Raw genomic sequence first — 20,776 nt, 5'->3', positions numbered from 1 at the left:
AAATGGTCAGTCTTGGCGAAGAGGCATGACGCACTTGCGTCGTGGGATTTTACTCAACCGCGGACCCGTTTTGGCGTGAGGCCGTAAGCCTTCCGAAAGGCGGTCGTGAAACTGGAAATACTATTATATCCAGCGATATAGGCCGCTTCAGCGATCGGGACGCCTTCTTTCTCCAAGGCTGCGCGAGCCCTGCTCAATCGCTCCTGGCGAATGAACTCGAAAACCGTCATATTGAAGCATTCTCGGAAATAGCGCTGTAGCGTCGAGACGCTGAGGCCCGCTTCGGCGGCGATGGTTTCGATGGTCAGCTCTTCCTGCAGATTGTCGAGAATGTATTGGCGTACGGTTTCGCATTGGCGGCAATGGAGGAGGGAAGGGCTTTGATCAAGGGGCTCGCAGCTCTGCAACATAGAACCCCAGCACTGCCAGATGATCTCGAAAGCGCGTGACTGCTTGTGAAGCGTCAGCATTTCGCCCTGCAGAAAGGCTGGCGGCCGCATGATCTGCTCGGCCAGTCTGACGATGTGGCGCCCGGGTTCGAACTGGAACGTCGCCAGATGAACCCCCAGAAAATTGCGAAAGCACGGCTCTTCGGCCTGTTGCGCATCCATGAGGCGTTGCAGCCAGGGGCGCGGCGCCGATATCATCACTTTGCGTAGGGTGGTTTGACTGTCATGGCCAAACCGAACCGAGCAGAACCGTGCGACATTCAGTAGCAGCGCGGTCGGCCTGGGATGATGGTTGTCGCCAGCATCGAGACGAAACTCCACCCCATCCATAAAGAACTGCTGCGAACCCTGAAGCAGGATCATGACCATGAATTTCGGCCAGACAGGATGTTCCTCATCGTCTAGCGTACATGTACGCACACCTTCGAGAGCCCCGACGAAAAGGCGCTGGGGAAGTGCAGGGAGGTGGTGTTCGAAGCCTCCATCGACCGTAGCCGGCTGAGATGTTTCGGAATCGGGGCGCATGATGATCTCGTGGCGTTGCCGGCGCTTTTTTATTATGTGACCTAATTAGTCAAGAATAAGGGCGCAGGTCTGCTTTGTCCCTGCACCGGCCATCTGCGCTGAACCCCTTCAGATGGCCCGGCTGCCACGCTTCATCATTTCCCCTATTTTTGGCAGCACGTGCGGTGCAGACTGGACAAAAACGCGGCTCAGGATCGAGAGGCTGTGTGCGGAGGAGGCGTTTGCTGCTATCCACCCGACCAACTCACCTTCATTGGAACCACCGACGACGTGACATCGATGCAATTGACCGAAGGTTTCGACCTTTCCTCCAACAATACGATGGGGCTGCGATCCGTTGCGCATTTGGGCGCGGCAGTCACCGATGTGGAACAAATTCCGGCTCTGGTGCAGATGGCGCGGCAGGCAGAACGGCCGCTCCACATTTTGGGGCGTGGCAGCAACTGCCTCCTCAGAGACGATATCGACGCGGTGGTTGCCGTAATGGAAGCCCAGGGCAAGACCATCCGCGAACTCGAAGGCGGAAAGGTGCTGCTGACAGCACAGGCTGGCGAAGACTGGCCCTCACTTGTTGAATGGAGCGTCCGTCAGGGCCTATGTGGCCTTGAGAACCTGGCCGGCATTCCGGGAACCGTCGGCGCGGCTCCGGTTCAGAATATCGGCGCCTATGGAGTCGAACTGGAAAGCCGTCTTCACTCTCTCACCGCGTATGACACCGTCGAGGATCGGTTCGTCACCTTTGAGCCGGCAGCATGTCAGTTCGCCTATCGCACCAGTCTCTTCAAACAGACCGCACCGCGATACATCATCACGAGCGTGACCCTTTCCTTGTCGAAGAGCTGGACCCCGGTTCTCCATTATCCCGGTCTTTCGGATGATCCCGCCCTCGGCGACGCACTATCGGTCATGAATGCCGTCTTGAATATCCGTTCGGCCAAGCTGCCCGACTGGCACCGGATCGGCAATTGCGGCTCTTTCTTTCACAATCCGATCGTGTCGTCTGACACCGCCGAAAAGATCGACGGCGTACCCGGCTACCCCATGCCGGACGGGCGAACCAAGCTTTCGGCCGCCTGGCTGATCGATCGGTGTGGTTTCAAGGGATATCGGGTGGGTGGGGCCGGCATTTACGACAGGCACGCCCTGATTGTCGTCAATCACGGCGGCGCGACCTACGACGAGATCGCAAATCTCTCGGCAGAGGTGAAGGGCGCCGTCAAATCGCGCTATGGTGTCGATCTCGTTCAGGAGCCGATCATCATTTGATCGGCGCGCCCGAAGCGCGCCGATCGTTCATTGGGCATTCCATCCACCGATCAAAGGATGCGGCGCCTCAGGAAGGCCGACACGATCTCACCGACGATCACCAAAGCCAGGATTGCCAATAGCACCGTTGCCGCCTCGGGCCAGTTGAACGTATCGATCGCACCCTGAAGGATGATGCCGATACCGCCAGCGCCGACCAGCCCGAGAACGGTGGATTCCCGCAGATTGATGTCCCAGCGCAGGATCGATACCGCCCAGAAGGTCGGCATGACCTGCGGCACGATCGCATAGGCAATGACCTTGAAACGCGATGCGCCGGTAGCTTCCAAAGCCTCGACCGGTCGTTTGTCGATCTCCTCGATCGCTTCGCCGAGGAGCTTGCCGATGAAGCCGATCGACCGGAACATAATCGCCACGATGCCGGCCACCACGCCGGGGCCGAAGATTGCCACGAAGAGCAGGGCCCAGATGATCGTGTTGACCGAGCGGGACGTCACCAGAATCAGACGTCCGAGCCAGAGCGTCACACGGTTTGGCGTGGTGTTCTGGGCGGCCAGATAGGCGACGGGCAGCGACATGAAGACCGCGAGGACTGTCGCGAAGGTGGCGATGTTGACCGTCTCCCACAGGATGCGAAGGATCGATCCGAGATTCGTTGCGTCCGGCGGGTACATCCGGCCAAACAGGTCGCCCATCTGGCTTGGCGCATCCCACACCCATGCCCAGATGACTTCGATCGAACTCAAGGCCCAGGCGATAGCCAGCGCCGTGAGGGCGAAGATGCCATAGCGCTGCATGCGCTGCTTGGGCGTGAAGCGGGTCCATTCGTCCCGCCCGAATTGTTCGGAAATCGTACTCATGCGACCCGCTTCCTGATCTGTCCGGAAATGCCTTCGGAGAGAAGGATCACGGCAACGATGACGATGGTGATGGCGAGCGCGAAATCGTAATCATAACGCCCGAACGCATTGGCAAGCGTCGCGCCGATCCCGCCGGCTCCTACGATGCCGACCACCGCCGAGGCACGGAGATTGGAATCGAGCTGATAGATCGTCAGTCCGATCTGCCGGGGCATGATCTGCGGGAAAATCGCATAGAAGACGGTCGAGAGATAAGGAACGCCTGCTGCCCGCATTGCCTCGACCTGGCCGAAATCGATCTCCTCGATGCGCTCGGCCAGCATTTTGGCGACAAAACCGATCGAATAGACGATCAGCGTCAGGACGCCGGCAAAGGGACCGAAACCCACTGCTTTGACGAAGATGATAGCAACGATCACGGGGTGAAAGCTGCGCGCCACGATGATGATGAAGCGACCCAGATAATAGATGGGCAGGGGCGCCACATTGCGAGCCGCCATGAAGGCGATCGGAATGGACAGCAGGACGCCGCCGGCCGTCGCCAGAATCGCGATCTTCAGACTTTCCAGAAAGCCATCGATCAGAAGGCCGCTTCTTTCAAAGCTGGGCGGAAAGGCCCCACCGAAGATAAGGCCGGCCCGGCCGAACCCGTCGATGACGCGCTGCCAGTCGATCGGCATCGTCGCTGCGACCCAGCCGAAGTAGACGATGGCGACGATATAGACCGTCCACCGGACGACGGGATTGGAAATGAAGGGCGGGCGCTTCCATGTATCGCGCGCGGCCGTCATGACGCTTCCCTCAAATCTCCGCTGCGGTCGGCATGCGGATTGCCGGAATAAATTTCCTCCATGGCATGCTGATCGAGCTGGGCCGGCTTGTCGTCGAAGATAATGCGACCGTAGCGCATACCGACGATCCGGTCGGTATATTCCTTGGCCTCGGTCACATTGTGGATGTTGATCAGGACGGGGAGTTTCAGCTCGCCCGCCAGATCCCGCAAGAGCCCCATGATCTGTTCGGAGGTCTTGGGGTCGAGAGACGCCGTCGGCTCGTCCGCGAGCAGGATTTCCGGGTTTTGCATCAGCGCGCGCACGACACCGACGCGCTGGCGCTCGCCGCCGGAAAGCTGGTCCGCCCGCGTGTTGGCGTATTGGGCGATGCCGACTCTCTCCATCAGTTCATAGGCGTGCCGGATATCTTCCTTGGGATAGTGGCGCATGATCGCGGCCCAGGTGGAGATATATCCCAGGCGTCCCGACTGCACGTTCTCCATGACAGTGAGGCGGTCAACGAGATTGAATCCCTGAAACACCATGCCGATCTTGCGCCGGGCAGCGCGCAGTTTCTTGCCGCGCAGGCCCGTCAGTTCGGTGCCGTTGAGCACGATGGATCCGGAGGTCGGCTCGACCAACCGGTTGATGCATCGCAGAAGCGTCGACTTGCCGGCGCCGGAGGAGCCGATGATCGAGACGACGCTTTCACCCTCGATGGTGAGGTTCAAGTTCTTGAGGACTGGATCACCGCTGCCATAGCGCTTCACCAGATCGGTAATTTCCAACATGTTTGTTCACTCCGTGCGGAAGCCGGCGCATCGCATGAGGTGCGCCGGCTCGCCACTGCCTGCTTATTCGGCGGCCAGACCTTCGGGCGTGTATTCCACGCCGTTCGCTTTCTGGATCTGGCGGATCACTTTCCACTGATCCTTGTAGGTGATCGGAATGAACTTGGAGACGCCGCTGAACTCTTCACCAAGAGCGGTACCCGTAAAGTCGAAGCTGAAGAAGGCTTCTTCGATCTTGTCCTTCAGTTCGGGGGTCAGGTCGTGCGCATAGGTGTAGGACGTCGTCGGGAAGGGGTCGCTTTCCCAGACGATACGGACCTCGGATGGATCGTAAAGGCCACGCTCGGCCATCCGGTCCACCACCTCGGACGCAACCGGAGCGGCGTCGTAGTCGCCAGCGACCACGCCGAGCATCGACTGGTCGTGGCTGCCGGAATAGGTGACTTCGTAATCCTCGTCCGGCACGACGCCGAGATCGGGGAAGAGGGCGCGCGGAGCCTGGTTGCCCGAGTTAGACGTCGGCGACGTGTGCGCGACGCGCTTGCCCGCCAGATCGGCGACTTCCTTGATGTCGCTATCGGCCTGGGTATAGACCTGCAGCTTGTAGCCAAACTGCCCATCGTCAGCGCCCATGATGGCGAAGGGAACGGCGCCGGCGAGATTGACGGCGAACGGCGTCGGGCCGGTAGAGAAGCCGGCGATGTGAAGCCGGCCAGAGCGCAACGCCTCCACTTCGGCGGAGTTGGACTGAACGGCGAAGAACTGTACATCTTTGCCCGTCACTTCTTCGAGGTGCGAAATGAAGGGCTCCCAGATATCTTCGTAAATTGCCGGATCTTCGACCGGTGTGTAGGCAAACACCAGCGTATCGGGATCGCGAAGCTTGCTCTCGTCGGTCGGGGCGTCTGCCACGAGATCGCCGTCGGCATCACAATATTGCTTATCCAGCGCGCCGCGATTTTCGCAATTGTCCTGAGCCAGGGCCGGGGCGGCCAGCATCAGCGCCGCAAAGAGCGTTGTACTAAAAACTGTTTCCTTGAGCATTTATAGTTCCTCCCACTCATACTCATGCGCGCCAATATGACGCGGTCGTTTCGATGACACCATCGTTTTTTGGGATATGCAACAAGAGACGGCTAGAATTTTTGGCTTTTCTCATAGAAACTTGTTCGGTCCTTGCGGAAAGGCAGTTTGATAATGGCGCAGACGAGCGAGTCCCGGCGGCTGAAAAAGCAGGAACGCCACCAGCAAATTCTGTTGGAACTGAAGTTGAAGCCGCATGTGCGGGTTGCCGATCTTGCTGGACAGTTTGGCGTAACAACAGAAACCGTGCGGCGCGACATTGAGGATCTGAGCCGCGAGGGCCTGCTTCAACGCGCGCATGGCGGCGCCAGCGCTCCTCATCCTGGGTCCCAGCACAGTCTCGATGCGCGGCGGCTCGAATTCATCGCCGAACGCGAGCGCCTCGGCCAGTTTGCTGCGACGCTGGTTTCCGATGGCGATACGATCATGATCGATGCGGGCGCAACGGTCATGGAGTTTGCGCGTGCCCTCGCTTTCGCTGACCGCCGGGTGCTTGCGATTACCAACAGTCTCCAAGTCGCGCTGATCCTCGGACAGAGTGCAAAGGCTCGTGTGAAGCTCGCTCCCGGTGCCTACCTGCCGCAGGAGGCGGCCGTCGTCGGGACCGAAACGTGCGATTATCTGAAGCGCTTTCATGTCGATGCGTGCTTTCTTGGAGCGTCCGGCCTCAGTGAAGCAGGTGTGACGGAGGCCATCGAGGAATTTGATACGGTCAAGCGTACGATGATGGGGCAGAGCCGCCTCTGCCGCTTTCTGATCGACGGTAGCAAGTTCGGCCGCACTCACCTCTCGCGCGTCGCCAGTTTCAGCGAAATCGATACGCTCGTAAGTGACACTCTACCGCAGGACCATCTCGGAGAGCGCCTCCAGACGGCCGGCGTCAATATTCTGACCCCCTTATCTCGACGCGAGACCTTTGAAAACGAGCGCCGTCATCTCGCCTGTGACTGAAAATTCCGGGCAGAGAGAAGGAAGGAGCGCCTTGACGGTGCTAATTGTATCCGTCATTCTGGATATATGGATATGGAAGACGCCAGTCTGGTTCTCACGGCCCTTTCGCAGCCCTCGCGGCTGGAGGCTTTTCGTCTGCTCGTCCGTCATGAGCCGGATGGCATGGCTGCCGGCGCGATCGCACGGGAAATGGCCGTTCCGCAGAACACCATGTCGGCTCATCTTTCCGTTCTTGCGCGGGCGGGACTGGTATCAAACGAACGGCAGAGCCGGTCGATTATCTATCGAGCCGATATCGGGCGGCTACGTGAACTGATGCTCTTTCTCGTCAATGATTGTTGCGGGGGCAGGGCGGATCTGTGTGGGTCGCTGGTAAACGAGCTGGCGGGTTGTCTGCCGGCAGGACGAGATAAACGCTCGTGACGTGCCGTCCTGCCATGAGGAATTTCGCGACAGGTTCAACACGGCCCGCCCCCAGAGGCTGGCAATGGAGATTGCATGACTGATACTTCCGAGCCGACCGGCCAACCGCTCGGGGCGTTCGAGCGCTATCTCACGCTATGGATCGCACTGGCGATCGTCGCTGGCGTCATTCTCGGCAGTGTCGCGCCGGGGCTTGTCGATGCTGTCGCATCGGCGGAGGTCTTTTCGATCAATCTCGTCGTGGCCGTGCTGATCTGGGCGATGGTCTATCCGATGATGATCGGCGTCGATTTTGGCGCCGTGTCGGGCGTTGCCCGGCAGCCAAAGGGGCTTTTGCTCACCCTCGTCATCAACTGGCTGGTCAAACCCTTCACCATGGCTTTGCTGGCCGTTCTCTTCTTCGAATACATTTTCGCGCCACTCATCTCTGCCGAGGAAGCAGACCAGTTTACCGCCGGTCTGATCCTGCTCGGCGCGGCACCCTGCACGGCGATGGTCTTCGTCTGGTCGCAACTGACACGTGGCGACGAAACCTACACGCTGGTCCAGGTCTCGGTGAATGACCTCATCATGATCGTGGCTTTCGCACCGATCGTCGCATTCCTGCTTGGCGTAACAGACATAGCGGTGCCGTGGGAAACGCTACTTCTGGCAACTGTCCTCTATGTGGTCCTGCCGCTTCTGGCAGGCCTGCTGACCCGCCGCGCGCTAGGCTCACCAAAAAGGATCGAGGCCTTTACGGCGCGGATCAAGCCGTGGTCGATCATCGGCCTGATCGCCACCGTTGTCATTTTGTTCGGGCTGCAGGGCAGTGTCATCCTTGCGCAGCCATTGATGATCGTTCTCATCGCTGTGCCGATCCTGATTCAGAGCTACGGCATCTTCGCGCTCGCATATGGCGCAGCCTTCGCATTGAAGGTGCCGCACAAGATCGCGGCACCTTGTGCGATGATCGGAACGTCGAACTTCTTCGAACTGGCGGTGGCGGTGGCGATCAGCCTGTTCGGGCTGAATTCGGGTGCGGCGCTCGCGACGGTGGTCGGTGTTCTGGTCGAGGTGCCTGTCATGCTCTCGCTGGTCGCTTTTGCGAACCGGACGCGTGATCGTTTTTCGTCCTTCGAGACCGCTTCCTCCCGCTAAGCGCTCGCCCATCGCCGTCCAATCACGAAATGCCAGGCGTTTGTTCTTGCGCAAACATCTGTGGCCTTGCTCCGGATAGTGATGCACCGGTCATCAGTTTCTGACCGGCCGACGGCGAATATGTCCGGCCGACGGCAAGATTGGGTGCCTTATGCATGTTCTCAAGTCCGGAGCGCGCGCGTCGGCCCGCTATGCGGATACTCCTGCCATTCTACGCCAGGGATTTCGGATATTCTTTCTTTCCGCGGCGCTGTGGGCTGTGCTCGTCATGGCGTTGTTCGTGCTGACCCTTTCCGGTTTCGATGTTCTGCAAACGGCCTTCACGCCCGTCGACTGGCATATTCATGAACTGCTGTTCGGCTACACCGGGGCGGTGATTGCGGGTTTTCTGCTCACCGCTGTGCCCAACTGGACAAAGCGTTTGCCGGTCGCAGGCGGGCGTCTGCTTTTTCTCTTTCTGCTCTGGCTCATCGGTCGCGTGGCGGTCGGCACGTCCGCTTTCATCGGCGGATGGGTCGCCGCGTTCGCTGATCTTCTGTTTCCCGCCTACCTCATCTTCGTGATCGCCCGCGAACTGATTGCAGGAAAAAACTACCGCAATCTGCGGGTGCTCGTTCTCTGCACTTTTTTCGCCGCGGCCAACTTGGCCTTTCATGTCGAGGTCGCGCTATCAGGAACGAGCGATTACAGCCGGCGAGGCGGGATCGCCGTCATTCTGGTCCTGATCATGCTGATCGGGGGGCGGATCATCCCAAGCTTCACGCGGAACTGGCTGGTTCAGCGCAAGAGTTCATCGTTGCCGGTCCCGTTCGGCCGTTACGATGGTGCGACGATCGCCGTGTCGGCCATGGCACTTCTGGTATGGACCGGTTTGCCAGACCATGCGGCGACCGCCTTCATTCTCGGTCTCGCGTCCGTATTGAACATGTTTCGACTATATCGCTGGAGGGGGTGGAAAACGGGCCGGGAGGGGCTGCTCATCATCCTCCATCTGGCCTACGCGTTCATACCCCTCGGGCTGCTCGCCGTGGCGTTTTCCATCGTCACTCCCGATCTGGTGCCGCCGACTGGCAGTCTTCACCTGCTGACGGCAGGTGCGATCGGCATGATGACCATGGCGGTCATGACCCGCGCCAGCCTTGGACATACCGGTCAGAAGCTCCATGCGGACGGGCCGATCCTTTCGATCTATGCGGCGCTGGCCGCCTCGGTTCTACTGCGCTTCGACTATGCCATTGCGCCTGATCCGCTGATCCTGACGCTCAGCGGCTCTCTTTGGATCGCGGCATTCCTGCTGTTCCTGCTGCGTTATGGGTCTATGGCCGTCCGCTAAGGATGGTACGAAAGCGGCGGCTGCGGTTACGGTGAGCCCCGGTGGCTACTGACCGCATGCATCGCGGTGGCGCCCGTCTCGTAAAAGATCTGGCGAAGCGGTTTGAAGCGCTCCGAATAGCTGCGCACCGGCGCAACAGGCAGACTCTCTTCATCGCCGGAGAGCAATGCGCGAGCGGTGGCCGCTCCGAAGACGGTGCCTGGCCCGATGCCGCGGCCTGAATAACCGAACGGCGCATAGGCATCTGGACCGAAAGCAAGGATCTTCGGGACATGGTCTGCGGTCATGGCGATACGGCCCTGCCATGCAAATTCGAAGGGAATATCGCCGATCTCTGGAAAGAGCGTGTGCAATTTGCGGCGTGACCACCCGTGATGGATAGCTCGACCGGGACCATCCAAATCGCCGACCCCGCCCAGGATCATGCGCCCGGCTGCGTCCAGGCGAAACGATGTCATGATAAGGCCGGTGTCCCAGCAGCCTTCGCCTCCAGGCAGGAGATTGGCTCTTTTGTCTTCCGGTATCGGCGCAGTCGCAAACTGCGAATAGTGGACCGGAACAAAATGAGGCTTGCTCTGCCCTTCGATCTGGCGGTGGTAGGCATTCGTTGCAAGCAGAAGGCGTTTTGTCCGGACGGAATGGCCGTTCGTCTCGACGAGCCATTCACCGCCATTACGGCTGATCCGGTCGACCTTGCTGTGGTCATGAATGGATGCGCCCGCGTCGCGGGCGGCTCTTGCCAGACCGCGGCAATAGGCTTGCGGCTGTATCGTGCCGGCGCGCGGATCGAACAGGGCGCCGTGAAGGCTGGCGGCTCCGGTTCGCACGTGGGTCTCCTCTGCGCCAAGCAGCCGGAGAGGGGCACCGTAGCGATTACCCTGCCGATAACGGTCTTCGAGGTCCTTCAAGCCCGAAGGCGAGTGAGCGCAGTGAAGTGTGCCAGAGCGTGTCGCCTCGCACTCGATCCCATACGTCTCGATGCGTCTGAAAACCTCATCCGGGGCGCGGGCAAGGATATTGACAAGCCTCTCGCCCGCTTCCCGGCCCATGGCCTTGATCAGCGCATCGGGCGGAAGCCAGAGCCCGGCATTGACGAGGCCGACATTGCGGCCCGACCCGCCATCGGCAACCGTCTCTGCCTCCAGCAGACATGCTGAGGCGCCTTGCGTCGCGGCCTCCAATGCTGCCGAACACCCGGTATAGCCGCCGCCGATAATGACGAGATCAGCTGACTTGTCGGCGGCGAGAGGCTCCGTTTCGACGCATTCGGCGCTGCTATGGCGCCACAAATTGCCGTTGGGTCGGGAATTCACTTTGCCTCCGCCGTTTCATCCAAGGACTACGCACCTGCAGTCCACGACTGACAGGCCGATCCGGGAGGAAAGCAGCGATGAATTCCCGACGCAATGTCTCCGATGGAAAGCTCGATCGACTAGTCGAGCATTTCCACCGCAAGTGCCGTGGCTTCTCCGCCGCCGATACAGATAGAGGCAACGCCCTTGGTGAGTCCCCGGCTCTTGAGAGCACCCAATAGTGTCACCAGAATGCGCGCGCCGGAGGCGCCAATCGGATGGCCGAGCGCACACGCGCCGCCATGCACATTCACCTTCTCATGCGGTATGGAGCGCTGCTTCATTGCCACCATCGGCACCACCGCGAACGCCTCGTTGATCTCGAAGAGGTCGACATCGTCATAGGACCAGTCGATCCGTTCCAGCAATTTGTCCATGGCGAAGATCGGTGCGGTCGTGAACCATCCCGGCTCCGCCGCATAGGCGCTGTGGCCGACAATGCGGGCGATTGGGGTGGTGCCGCTTTTCTCCGCCTGTGATGCGGTCGTCAGGACCAGCGCCGCCGCGCCATCGTTGATGGAGGAGGAGGACGCTGCCGTGATCGTGCCATCCTTTCGAAAGGCCGGTCGCAAATTCGGAATCTTGTCCAGTTTTATGCTGCGGGGGCCTTCGTCGCTGTCGATGACGGTCTCGCCGCGGCGCGACTTGACGATGATCGGAGTCATCTCCCAATCGAAGCCACCATCCTCATTGGCCTTGGCCGCGCGCTCCACGCTCGCGATCGCGTAGGCGTCCTGCGCATCGCGGGTCAGCTGGTATTTTTCGGCACAGTCCTCTCCGAAGGTTCCCATCGAACGGCGCGTTCCATCGGGTGCGACGTCGTAGGCGTCTTCAAGGCCGTCCAGCATCATGTGGTCGAGAACCTGGCCGTGGCCGATCCGATAGCCGCTCCTTGCTTTTGGCAAAAGATATGGCGCGTTGCTCATGCTCTCCATGCCGCCGGCCACCATCACGTCACCCTGACCGAGCTTCAGAGCGTCATGGGCGAACATGACGGCCCGCATGCCCGAGCCGCAGACCTTCGAAATGGTGTTGCACGGTGTTTTCTGATCGATGCCGGCATGAATGGCAGCCTGACGCGCCGGCGCCTGGCCGAGGCCTGCCGGAAGGACGTTGCCCATGAAAACCTCGTCGACCGACTGGCCGGACACTGAAGCCTTCTTCAGAGCGGTCTCGATGGCTGCCGATCCGAGTTCCGTCGCCGATACGCCGGAAAGTTCGCCCTGGAAAGCACCCATAGGGGTTCGTGCAGCGCCTGTGATCACGATGGTTTCAGATGTCATGGCAAACTCCTGAGTGAGGGGCCGGGGTGTAAGGCCAGGGCCTCTCATACCCCCAATTGGCGGCGATCATCCACAACCTTGCCGTCATTGGGCAGACTGCCGGGACGATCGAATACGATATTACCGCGAAGGCGGCATTCCGCCCGCAAGGCATCGGCCAGCCGTTCGGCCAGACCATTCGGTTCGCCCTCGCATTCCACGTGTAGCGTCAACTGGTCGTGGCCCTCGTTTTCGGTAACGATCAGGCGCGCGCGGTCGATCCCGTCAAACGGCTTGATGATGCGGGCCACCTGCGAGGGATGAACGAACATGCCCCTGACCTTCGTCGTCTGGTCGGCACGTCCCATCCATCCCTTCAAACGCGGCGCGGTTCTGCCACAGGGCGATGGTTCCGCCATAAAGGCCGACATATCGCCGGTGGCAAAGCGAATGAGCGGATAGTGCGGATTGAAGGTCGTCACCACGACCTCGCCGACCTCGCCGACCTCGCCGCTCTCCACCGGATCGCCCGTTCCGGGCCGGACGATCTCGACCAAAGCATTTTCATCGGTCACCATGCCGTCGGCGGGACCGGCGCTCTCATAAGCGATCAGCCCGAGTTCGGCCGTGCCGTAGCACTGGCGTACGGTGATGCCTCGCGCGGCGTACCATTCGCGCAGGTTTGGAAAGAGGGGGCCGCCGCTTACAAGAGCGCGGGTGAGCCCTGACACATCGATGTTACTGGCGTCGGCCCGTTCCAGAATGGTCTTGAGAAAATCGGGTGTGCCGACATAGGCGGTGAGACCAAGTCTGCCGATCGCCTCGGCCTGCTGCTCCGTATTGCCGATGCCGCCTGCGAAGACCGAAGCACCGACGGCCATGCAGCCATGATCGAACATGAAGCCGGCGGGGGTCAGATGATAGGCGAAGGTATTCATGACACGATCGCCCGCGCCGATGCCGGCTGCATGCAGAGCCCGGCCCATGCGCCAGTGCTCCTCATCGGCTTCCGGCTCGATAATCGGGCCGGGCGACAAAAAGAGACGGCGAAACTTACCCGCATCCTGTGTCGCAAGGCCGCCGAGGGGCGGGCTTTCCGCCTGAAGGGCGGGCAGATCCGATTTGCGCAGGATCGGGAGCTTCGCGAGCGCGCCACGGTCACCTACCGTCTGGGGATCGATATCGGCCAGCGCCTGCTGGTAATAGGGCGCGTTCGATTTGGCGTTGGATATCTGGCGGCGCAGGGCGTCGAACAGGTCGGATTCGCGGTCGTGCGCCGTACGCTCTTCAAGTCTGTCGAAGAATTTGGACATGGTATCCTCCGCTTCCGTCAAAGCCAGCGCTTCCGGCGACGGAAGCTCTTGACGTTTCGGAACGAGCGGCGCTCGCCGCCGCCCAGATAGAATTCCTTGACGTCCTCGTTCTCGGACAGCTCGGCGCCGGTGCCGTCGAGCACGATCTTGCCGTTTTCCATGATGTATCCGTAGTCGGCGACCTTGAGCGCCATGTTGGCGTTCTGCTCGACGAGAAGAATGGAAATGCCGAGTTCCTCATTGAGGCGACGGATAATGCCGAAAACCTCTTTCACCAGAAGCGGAGACAGGCCCATGGACGGCTCGTCCATCATGATCAGCTTCGGCTTCGCCATCATGGCGCGCCCGATCGCCAGCATCTGCTGCTCGCCGCCAGAAAGGTAGCCAGCGAGGCCCTTGCGTTCCTGCAGGCGGGGAAAGAAGCGGTACACTTCCTCGATTTCTGACTCGATATCGGCGTCGCGGCGGGTAAACGCGCCGAGCCGGAGATTGTCACGGATCGTCATGTCCTGAACGATCCCGCGCCCTTCCATGACAAGAAAGATGCCGTCGCGAACCTTCTTGTCGGGGGCTGTGTAGGTGATATCGCTATCGTTATAGCTCACCGTTCCGCGGGTGATTTCGCCATCCTCGGTCTTCAACAGGCCGGCAATTGCTTTCAGCGTGGTGGATTTGCCTGCGCCGTTCGCACCGAGCAGCGCCGTGATCTGGCCGCGCCGCGCATCGAGTGACATGCCGCGCAGAACAAGGATCACGTCGTTGAAGACGACCTCGACATTGTTCAGCGACAGCAATGTGTCGTTCGCCTTAGAGGGCGCATTATCCGAGACTTTGGCTTCGGCGGTCATGGTCATGTTGCGTTGGCTTTCCGCTTGGCTTGCCCGACGGGTGGTGGTCGCTGGCCGGCCTGTCCGGGCCGGCCAGCAATGTCATTTCGGCTTACTGGCCGAGCCATTCATCACGGCGCGGGACGTCGATCTCGGCGATCTTTTCGATGACAGCTTCGCCGTCCTTGAACGAGCCGGAGTTGATCGTCACCTTCAGCAGGCCGCGATGGTCGTCCTCGGTCCAGGTCGAGGGCGAGCAGACGCCTTCGAGGCCTTCCGGCACCCAATCGCTCTTCTGGTACATGCCATCACGGATGTTCTTGCCATTGATGCCGCCATTGGCCTTGGCCCATTCCATGGCTTCCTTCATGTAATAGGCCGAGCAGACGCCGCGCAGGTAATGGTGGGTCGGACGATCGCCGACCTGGCCTTCGCCGTTCTCGACGATCTTTTTGACCAGTTCCATGCCGGGTACGTCAGCGCCGTAGAACGGTGTGGAGGACGGGAAGATGAGGTTCTGCGTCTCGGCAGCTTCCACCGTCTGATAGTCGCCGGCCCATGGGTTGCCCATATAGGTGGCTTCGACGCCGACCGTGTTGCAGCTCTTGATGAGCGAAACGACCGAGCCGCCCAGATTGCCCATATAAACATACTGGGCACCGCTATCCTTGATGGTCAGGCACTGCGCCTTGAAGTCACCCGGTGCGAGCGGCACGACAACCGGCGGAGCCACGGTAAAGCCCAGCTCTTCCGCGTAAGATGCGCAGGCTTCTTTCGGAGCGTTCGGATAGGGGTGGTTGTCGCCCGTATGGACGAAGGTCGGGTTCTCGACGCCCTTCTCCTTGGCGTCTTCCGAGGCCCACTGGACGAGCGCACGGCAGGAATCCGAATAGGACGGACCGTAGAAGAAATTGAACGGCGCCGGTGCCCTTGTATTGGGGTTCTTGCCCTGCGGATCGGTGAGGTGGGCCGAATAGGAACCGGAGATCGTCGGGATTTCTTCGCGCGCCACGAACGAGATCAGGGCTTCGGTGTCAGCCGTGCCCCATCCCTGAAGGGCGACCATGCCGTTGCCGACCCACCTTTTGAAGAGAGCAATGGCCTCTGGAACCTTGTAGGCGTAGTCGACAGTGTCGAGCTCGACCATGGTCCCATCGATGCCGCCATCGGCGTTGATCTGCTTGAATGCGTCGGAAACGCCGGGCCCGTACTGTTTTCCGACGAAGGAGGTGGCGCCCGTATAGTCAGCCAGATGGCCGACCAGAACGCTGTCTTCCTGTGCCAAGGCCGAACCCGAAAGAATGGTGCCTGCCGCAAAGGCGGTGGCGAAGGTCAGTCGTGTGAGCGACATCATAGTCGTTCCTCCCAGTCGCGGCCTTGTTCGGTCAGATTGGGCGGCGCCGCGAGGACCGCCACAGTCCGTGTCGCCACGTGCCCCTCCCGGGCTACGTGGCAATTGGTCAGTGCGAGAACGGGTAGAGTTTCCAGCTCGCACGCATCATGCGCCAGCGGTGAACCAGTCCTTCCGGTTCCAGAACAAGGAACAGGATAATCGCGGCTCCGACGCTCATCTGTTTGATATAGGCCGTGCCCTGCGCGATGGCCGGCACAACTGTCGCCAGCGCGTTTGCGAACACTTCCATCGCTTGCGGCAACAGAAGGATGAAGGCTGCGCCGAGCAGCGATCCGGATACGGATCCGAGACCGCCAATGATGATCATCGCCAGGAACTCGATCGACAACAGGATCGTGAAACCTTCCGCAGAGACGAAGCCAAGATAGTGGCCGTAGAGTGCGCCGCCGATCCCGGCGAAGAAGGACGATATGCCGAAGGAAAGGATGCGGTACTTCGTCAGGTTGATCCCCATGATCTCGGCGGAGAGATAGTGATCGCGCACCGCGACAAGCGCGCGACCGTCACGGGTTCGCGAAAGATTGGCGACCCCGATGAAGGTCACGATCACCCAGAACAGGACCAGATAGAGATAGCGCGCATCGCTGTTGAACTGGAAGCCGAAGAGGCTGGCCGTTTCAGCAAGCGAACCGTAGGTGCCTCCGGTGAACCAGTCGGCACGGGCGAAGAAGTCCTCGAGGATGTACTGTGAGGCGAGCGTGGCAATGGCGAGATAGAGACCTTTCAGCCGCGCGGCCGGGATGCCGAAGATCATGCCGACAGCCATGGTCATGACACCGGCCAGCGGGATTGCGATCAGCACCGGGATGCCGCGGCTTGCGATCCAGGCCGATGCGAAGGCGCCGAAGCCGAAAAAGGCGCCGTGGCCGAGTGATATCTGGCCGGTCATGCCCGTCAGGACGTTCAGTCCCAGCGCGGCGATTCCGTAGATGCCGATCAGAATAAGCTGCGACAGAACGTATCCGCCGAAAAAGAGCGGAGCCAGCGCAACGAGTGCCAGGCCGACCATGACCGCCATGGTCTCATTTCTGGTGCGGAAGATCGTGCGGTCCGCCGCATAGGAGACGCGGAAATCGCCGGTCGGTCTTGGATTCGGGACGTGAACCATCAGTTTACACTCGCTCGATATCGGGTGTGCCGAACAGGCCGTAAGGCTTGATCATCAGGATGATGAGAAGGACGTAGAAAGGCGCCACGGAGTACATGTTGCCGACATGGAGGTACTGACCGTCGACGAACTCGGCGAGGTTTTCCAGAATGCCGATCGTCAGGCCGCCGATAATCGCGCCGACAATGGAGTCCAGACCGCCAACGATCACGGCCGGGAAGACCTTGATGCCGATGATGGCGAGTGAGTTGGAGACGGCCGAGACGAGGCCGATGACCACGCCGGCGATGCCCGAGACGACCGCCGAGATGGCCCAAGCCATTGCGAAGACCCGTCCGACCGAGATACCGAGCGATTGAGCGATCTGCTGGTTCCAGGCGGTGGCGCGCATCGCCAGTCCCCAGCGCGAATACTGGAAGAACCAGAAGAAGAGACCCATCACGAATAGTGAGAGCACCAAGCTCATAATGTAGGCGGTCTCGACATTGAGGCCCGCAATCTGGACCGTTGCGGTATCGAAGACCTGCGGAAAGCGGACGGCATTGTTGCCGAAGATCCAGTTCATGGTCGACCGCATGAAGATCGACAGGCCGATCGTTGCCATGATGACCGAAATGACCGGTTCACCGACCAACGGTCGTAACAGGACGACCTGAACCAGAATGCCGAACAGCATCATGAACACGAGCGAAAAGAGAAAGGCGAGCCAGAAGGGCAGGCCCATGGAGACGACGAGGGACAGACAGACCCATGCGCCAAGGACCACGAATTCGCCCTGGGCGAAGTTCACGACCTGTGTCGATTTGTAGATGAGCACGAAGCACATGGCGACGATGCCGTAGAGCATGCCGACAATGGCGCCGTTCACCAGAAGCTGGACGAGAAGTGAGGTGTTCATGCTGCCTGGCTCTCCGTCGGTTGTGCGTCCGGGGCGTTTTCAAGCGTTTCGATCGCCAGCGTCGTGACGATGCGCTGCTTGCTGCCGTCCTGGAAGTTGATGACCGTGTCGATGTCGACATGATCGGAGCCCGAATAGATGCGCTCGATAATGCCCTCGTATTTTTCCGCGATGACGCTGCGGCGGACCTTCTTCGTGCGGGTCAGTTCGCCGTCATCGGCATCCAGTTCCTTGTAGAGAAGAAGGAATTTCGTGATGCGTTGCTGCTTCGGAAGCGTTGCGTTGACGCGTTCGACCTCCTCGCGAAGCAGCGCATAGACCTCCGGCCGGGAGGCGAGATCGGAATAGGTCGTGAACGAGATCCGTCGTTCCTCGGCCCATTTGGCGAGAATCGGATAGCGGATGCAGATCATCGCTGCGAGATAAGGCCGGTCCTTGCCGAGAATGACAGCCTCGGCGACATAGGTCGAAAATTTGAGCTTGTTCTCGATGAACTGCGGTGAGAAACGCACGCCGCGTGATGTTGTCGCCAGATCCTTGATGCGGTCGATCACGACGAGATGACCTTTTTCGGTCAGGTAGCCGGCATCGCCGGTTTCGAACCACCCGTCCTCTGAAAAGCTCTCCGCGGAGGCTTCCGGATTCTTGTAGTAGCCGCTCATCATGTGCGGATGGCGCACCAGCACCTCGCCCAAGCCTTCGGAATCGGGGTCACGAATGGTCAGTGTACAGCCGGGCATCGGGAATCCGACGGTTTCATAGTCGACATGCCCCGCCTGGTGGACGGTGTGGGCGCCGAGCGCTTCGGTCTGGCCGTAAAGCTGCTTGAGCGGCAGTCCCATTGCCTGAAAGAACCGGAACGTTTCCGGCCCCATGGCGGCGCCGCCAGTGGCCGCAGATTTCAGCCGCGAAAAGCCCAGCCGGTCCCGCAGATGGCGGAAAAGAAACCATTCGGCAGCAGAGGATCTTTCGCCGCCTTCCATGGCTTTCATGCCGCGCGACACGCCCCAGTTGTAGATGCGGCGCTTCCAGGGACGCGCATCCATGATGCGGGCGCGAATATCGGCAGCCACCGATTCCCATGCGCGCGGCGAAAGAAGCACAAAGGTCGGCCCGATCTCGCGCAGATCGGCCATCATGGTCTCTTCTTCCTCGGGGAAGTTCACCTTCATCCGCGCCAGGAAGTTCCATGCAACGGAATACATCTGCTCCATCACCCAGGAGAGCGGCAGAACCGCGACGTATTCGTCTTCCGGGCCGCGCGGGTCGGCGCGAAGATAGGTCACGGCGTGGCCGATGAAGGCGTTGCCGGTCCACTCCGCCAATTTGGGATTCGATGTGGTGCCGGAGGTGGTGCACAAAATGGCGACGTCGGCGCCATCGGTCTCTTCCACCATGCGGCTCCAGAGCCCGGCTTCCTTGTCCAGGACGGCCTTGCCGCGCTCTTCAAGTGCCTCGATCGAGATCAGCCGCGGATCTTCATATTTCCTCATGCCGCGGTCGTCGGTGTAGACGATGGCCTTGATGCTCGGGATCGTGTCACCAAGCTCGAGCAGCTTGTCGACCTGCTCCTCGTCTTCCGCGATGATGACCTTCGGCTTGGCGTAGTCCACCAGATAGCGGATCTCGTCTTCCAGTGCGTCCCGGTAGATGCCGAGGCTCATGGCACGGCACGCATGGGCAGCCACTTCGCCCCATACCCATTCCGGGCGATTATCGCCGATCAAGGCCACCACATCGCCCTGGCCGACGCCTATATCGCGGAATGCGGCGGCCATTTTCGAAATATGGCCTTCGACCTCGGCCCAGTCATAGCTGATCCAGATGCCGAATTCCTTTTCGCGCTGGGCGATCGCCTTCGGAAAGCGCTCGGCATTGCGGCGAAGGAGCTTCGGCAAGGTCTTCAGTTGGCCGGCTTCCCGGATATCCTCGGATGCCTCGGGCCAGCCGATCTCGCTGCCGGAAATCGTCAGACGTTTTTCTGTCATGCGATTTCCCTTTCCTGTTCGTCGGCAAGAGCATCGAGCACCTCATCCTCCTCGCCGAGATAGGCCTTCTTCACATGTTCGTCGGCGAGCACTTCCTCAGGCTGGCCGGCGGCGATGACACGCCCGAAATCCAGCACCGCAACGCGGTCGGAGAGATCGACGACCACGCCCATATCGTGCTCGATCATCATGATGGTCATGGCGAATTCTTCGCGCAGGGCGATGATGAAACGGGCCATGTCCTCTTTCTCTTCGAGGTTCATGCCCGCCATCGGCTCATCGAGAAGGATCAGTTCGGGATCGATCGCGACGGCGCGTGCCAGTTCGACGCGTTTGCGAAGGCCATAGGAAAGGGTTCCTGCCGGCTCGTTCCGCACGTGCTGGATTTCCAGAAAGTCGATGATGGTTTCGACGAAGCGCCGCTCGGCCAGCTCTTCACGCCGGGCGCCGCCGACCCAATAGGCCATGCCTGTCAGGAAATTGTTCTTCAGCCGATGGTGGCGGCCAACCAGAATGTTGTCGAGGACGCTCATATGTCCGAAGAGCGCGAGATTCTGGAAGGTGCGGCCGATGCCGAGTTTCGCCCGGTCATTGATCGAATGTTTCAGCAGGTTGTCACCGCGCCATTCGATCTTTCCCTCGGTGGGGCGATAGCGACCCGAAATGCAGTTGAGCATCGATGTCTTGCCAGCGCCGTTCGGTCCGATCAGGGAGAACAGCTCTCCCTTTTTTACATCGAACGAAACGTCGCTCAGCGCCTTCACGCCGCCGAACTGCAGCGAGACGCCGTCAACGCGCAAAAGCGTGTTTTCCTGATCTGCCAAGCAGAATCCTCCCATCGGCATGTCCGCCGGCGGGCGTTTGCCCGCCGGCAGCTCCTCCCAAAGCCGAGGCTCTAATTCGGAGAGAAATGTTTCAAGAGTTTTGCGACCGAAACATTTCCCGTCAAAGTTCCGTTTCACAGTGATTTGGCTTTGCCAATCCTTGCCAGCGCTGGCAGTTTCGCTTCTCTGACGTGAG

The 20,776-nt window shown here is 60.2% G+C and carries 19 protein-coding genes; 5 read left to right on the top strand and 14 right to left on the bottom strand.

The annotated features are described in order from the left end of the window. Positions 1-53: 53 nt before the first annotated feature. The gene (locus D8780_RS10355) at positions 54-974 is read right to left on the bottom strand and encodes a helix-turn-helix transcriptional regulator (RefSeq protein ID WP_121645520.1); all 921 of its coding nucleotides are present in this window, start codon (positions 972-974) and stop codon (positions 54-56) included. 279 nt (positions 975-1,253) lie between these two features. On the opposite strand from D8780_RS10355, the gene murB reads away from it, so the two are divergent. Further along, entirely contained in the window at positions 1,254-2,240 is a 987-nt protein-coding gene (murB, locus tag D8780_RS10350; protein WP_121645519.1) for a UDP-N-acetylmuramate dehydrogenase, read from the top strand. A 50-nt stretch (positions 2,241-2,290) separates the two neighbouring features. Here murB and phnE (D8780_RS10345) read toward each other — a convergent pair whose 3' ends face one another. From phnE (D8780_RS10345) to phnD, 4 genes are all read right to left on the bottom strand, one after another. Then, positions 2,291-3,100, bottom strand: coding sequence for a phosphonate ABC transporter, permease protein PhnE (phnE, locus tag D8780_RS10345; RefSeq protein WP_121645518.1), 810 nt, complete (start codon positions 3,098-3,100; stop codon positions 2,291-2,293). Beyond that, positions 3,097-3,891: a phosphonate ABC transporter, permease protein PhnE gene (phnE, locus tag D8780_RS10340; protein WP_121645517.1), complete on the bottom strand. Its 795-nt coding sequence runs from the start codon at positions 3,889-3,891 to the stop codon at positions 3,097-3,099. Before phnE (D8780_RS10340) ends, phnE (D8780_RS10345) begins: the two co-directional genes overlap by 4 nt. Next, on the bottom strand, positions 3,888-4,664 hold the full coding sequence (gene phnC, locus D8780_RS10335) for a phosphonate ABC transporter ATP-binding protein (protein ID WP_121645516.1): 777 nt from the start codon (positions 4,662-4,664) through the stop codon (positions 3,888-3,890). Before phnC ends, phnE (D8780_RS10340) begins: the two co-directional genes overlap by 4 nt. Positions 4,665-4,727: 63 nt before the next feature. After that, a complete protein-coding gene (phnD, locus tag D8780_RS10330) occupies positions 4,728-5,663 on the bottom strand; it encodes a phosphate/phosphite/phosphonate ABC transporter substrate-binding protein (RefSeq protein ID WP_425373651.1) in 936 nt (311 codons plus the stop codon). A 198-nt stretch (positions 5,664-5,861) separates the two neighbouring features. Here phnD and D8780_RS10325 point away from each other — a divergent pair, with 198 nt between their 5' ends. The 4 genes from D8780_RS10325 to D8780_RS10310 all read left to right on the top strand — a co-directional run bounded on the left by D8780_RS10325 (position 5,862) and on the right by D8780_RS10310 (position 9,594). Continuing rightward, positions 5,862-6,698, top strand: coding sequence for a DeoR/GlpR family DNA-binding transcription regulator (locus D8780_RS10325; RefSeq protein ID WP_121645514.1), 837 nt, complete (start codon positions 5,862-5,864; stop codon positions 6,696-6,698). A gap of 66 nt (positions 6,699-6,764) precedes the next feature. Beyond that, entirely contained in the window at positions 6,765-7,121 is a 357-nt protein-coding gene (locus D8780_RS10320; protein ID WP_121645513.1) for an ArsR/SmtB family transcription factor, read from the top strand. Positions 7,122-7,196: 75 nt separating this feature from the next. Beyond that, positions 7,197-8,261, top strand: a complete 1,065-nt coding sequence (gene arsB, locus D8780_RS10315; protein ID WP_121645512.1) for an ACR3 family arsenite efflux transporter — start codon at positions 7,197-7,199, stop codon at positions 8,259-8,261. Between the two features lie 151 nt (positions 8,262-8,412). Further along, positions 8,413-9,594: an NnrS family protein gene (locus tag D8780_RS10310; RefSeq protein ID WP_121645511.1), complete on the top strand. Its 1,182-nt coding sequence runs from the start codon at positions 8,413-8,415 to the stop codon at positions 9,592-9,594. Positions 9,595-9,620: 26 nt separating this feature from the next. On the opposite strand, the gene D8780_RS10305 is transcribed toward D8780_RS10310, so the two are convergent. From D8780_RS10305 to D8780_RS10265, 9 genes are all read right to left on the bottom strand, one after another. Beyond that, positions 9,621-10,907: an NAD(P)/FAD-dependent oxidoreductase gene (locus D8780_RS10305; protein ID WP_121645510.1), complete on the bottom strand. Its 1,287-nt coding sequence runs from the start codon at positions 10,905-10,907 to the stop codon at positions 9,621-9,623. 119 nt (positions 10,908-11,026) lie between these two features. Next, positions 11,027-12,229 (bottom strand): acetyl-CoA C-acyltransferase, encoded by a 1,203-nt coding sequence (locus D8780_RS10300; RefSeq protein ID WP_121645509.1) that lies wholly within the window; start codon positions 12,227-12,229, stop codon positions 11,027-11,029. 44 nt (positions 12,230-12,273) lie between these two features. Further along, on the bottom strand, positions 12,274-13,521 hold the full coding sequence (locus tag D8780_RS10295) for a phenylacetate--CoA ligase family protein (RefSeq protein ID WP_121646515.1): 1,248 nt from the start codon (positions 13,519-13,521) through the stop codon (positions 12,274-12,276). A 17-nt stretch (positions 13,522-13,538) separates the two neighbouring features. After that, a complete protein-coding gene (locus tag D8780_RS10290; RefSeq protein WP_199699589.1) occupies positions 13,539-14,375 on the bottom strand; it encodes an ABC transporter ATP-binding protein in 837 nt (278 codons plus the stop codon). A gap of 85 nt (positions 14,376-14,460) precedes the next feature. Beyond that, positions 14,461-15,702 carry an ABC transporter substrate-binding protein gene (locus D8780_RS10285; protein WP_425373628.1) on the bottom strand — a complete coding sequence of 414 codons (1,242 nt, stop codon included), beginning with the start codon at positions 15,700-15,702 and terminating at the stop codon, positions 14,461-14,463. Positions 15,703-15,808: 106 nt separating this feature from the next. Next, on the bottom strand, positions 15,809-16,870 hold the full coding sequence (locus D8780_RS10280; protein ID WP_121645508.1) for a branched-chain amino acid ABC transporter permease: 1,062 nt from the start codon (positions 16,868-16,870) through the stop codon (positions 15,809-15,811). 4 nt (positions 16,871-16,874) lie between these two features. Beyond that, the gene (locus D8780_RS10275) at positions 16,875-17,768 is read right to left on the bottom strand and encodes a branched-chain amino acid ABC transporter permease (protein WP_121645507.1); all 894 of its coding nucleotides are present in this window, start codon (positions 17,766-17,768) and stop codon (positions 16,875-16,877) included. Beyond that, complete coding sequence (locus tag D8780_RS10270; RefSeq protein ID WP_245412404.1) at positions 17,765-19,693, bottom strand: AMP-binding protein; 1,929 nt, start codon at positions 19,691-19,693, stop codon at positions 17,765-17,767. Before D8780_RS10270 ends, D8780_RS10275 begins: the two co-directional genes overlap by 4 nt. A 59-nt stretch (positions 19,694-19,752) precedes the next feature. Further along, positions 19,753-20,595, bottom strand: a complete 843-nt coding sequence (locus D8780_RS10265) for an ABC transporter ATP-binding protein (protein ID WP_121646512.1) — start codon at positions 20,593-20,595, stop codon at positions 19,753-19,755. Positions 20,596-20,776 lie beyond the last annotated feature (181 nt).

It is taken from the genome of Notoacmeibacter ruber, from assembly GCF_003668555.1.
Classification (GTDB): domain Bacteria; phylum Pseudomonadota; class Alphaproteobacteria; order Rhizobiales; family Rhizobiaceae; genus Notoacmeibacter; species Notoacmeibacter ruber.
Note: the sequence above shows the minus strand (reverse complement) of the source record. Positions and strands in the feature narration are given on the sequence as shown.

What these genes read in the sequence shown, in the direction of transcription:
- D8780_RS10275 (WP_121645507.1), bottom strand. Translation starts at nt 17,768, where the DNA reads ATGAACACCTCACTTCTCGTCCAGCTTCTGGTGAACGGCGCCATTGTC.
- arsB (WP_121645512.1), top strand. Translation starts at nt 7,197, where the DNA reads ATGACTGATACTTCCGAGCCGACCGGCCAACCGCTCGGGGCGTTCGAG.
- murB (WP_121645519.1), top strand. Translation starts at nt 1,254, where the DNA reads ATGCAATTGACCGAAGGTTTCGACCTTTCCTCCAACAATACGATGGGG.
- D8780_RS10325 (WP_121645514.1), top strand. Translation starts at nt 5,862, where the DNA reads ATGGCGCAGACGAGCGAGTCCCGGCGGCTGAAAAAGCAGGAACGCCAC.
- D8780_RS10310 (WP_121645511.1), top strand. Translation starts at nt 8,413, where the DNA reads ATGCATGTTCTCAAGTCCGGAGCGCGCGCGTCGGCCCGCTATGCGGAT.
- phnE (WP_121645518.1), bottom strand. Translation starts at nt 3,100, where the DNA reads ATGAGTACGATTTCCGAACAATTCGGGCGGGACGAATGGACCCGCTTC.
- D8780_RS10300 (WP_121645509.1), bottom strand. Translation starts at nt 12,229, where the DNA reads ATGACATCTGAAACCATCGTGATCACAGGCGCTGCACGAACCCCTATG.
- D8780_RS10265 (WP_121646512.1), bottom strand. Translation starts at nt 20,595, where the DNA reads ATGGGAGGATTCTGCTTGGCAGATCAGGAAAACACGCTTTTGCGCGTT.
- phnC (WP_121645516.1), bottom strand. Translation starts at nt 4,664, where the DNA reads ATGTTGGAAATTACCGATCTGGTGAAGCGCTATGGCAGCGGTGATCCA.
- D8780_RS10295 (WP_121646515.1), bottom strand. Translation starts at nt 13,521, where the DNA reads ATGTCCAAATTCTTCGACAGACTTGAAGAGCGTACGGCGCACGACCGC.
- phnD (WP_425373651.1), bottom strand. Translation starts at nt 5,663, where the DNA reads ATGCTGGCCGCCCCGGCCCTGGCTCAGGACAATTGCGAAAATCGCGGC.
- phnE (WP_121645517.1), bottom strand. Translation starts at nt 3,891, where the DNA reads ATGACGGCCGCGCGCGATACATGGAAGCGCCCGCCCTTCATTTCCAAT.
- D8780_RS10285 (WP_425373628.1), bottom strand. Translation starts at nt 15,702, where the DNA reads ATGATGTCGCTCACACGACTGACCTTCGCCACCGCCTTTGCGGCAGGC.
- D8780_RS10355 (WP_121645520.1), bottom strand. Translation starts at nt 974, where the DNA reads ATGCGCCCCGATTCCGAAACATCTCAGCCGGCTACGGTCGATGGAGGC.
- D8780_RS10320 (WP_121645513.1), top strand. Translation starts at nt 6,765, where the DNA reads ATGGATATGGAAGACGCCAGTCTGGTTCTCACGGCCCTTTCGCAGCCC.
- D8780_RS10280 (WP_121645508.1), bottom strand. Translation starts at nt 16,870, where the DNA reads ATGGTTCACGTCCCGAATCCAAGACCGACCGGCGATTTCCGCGTCTCC.
- D8780_RS10290 (WP_199699589.1), bottom strand. Translation starts at nt 14,375, where the DNA reads ATGACCATGACCGCCGAAGCCAAAGTCTCGGATAATGCGCCCTCTAAG.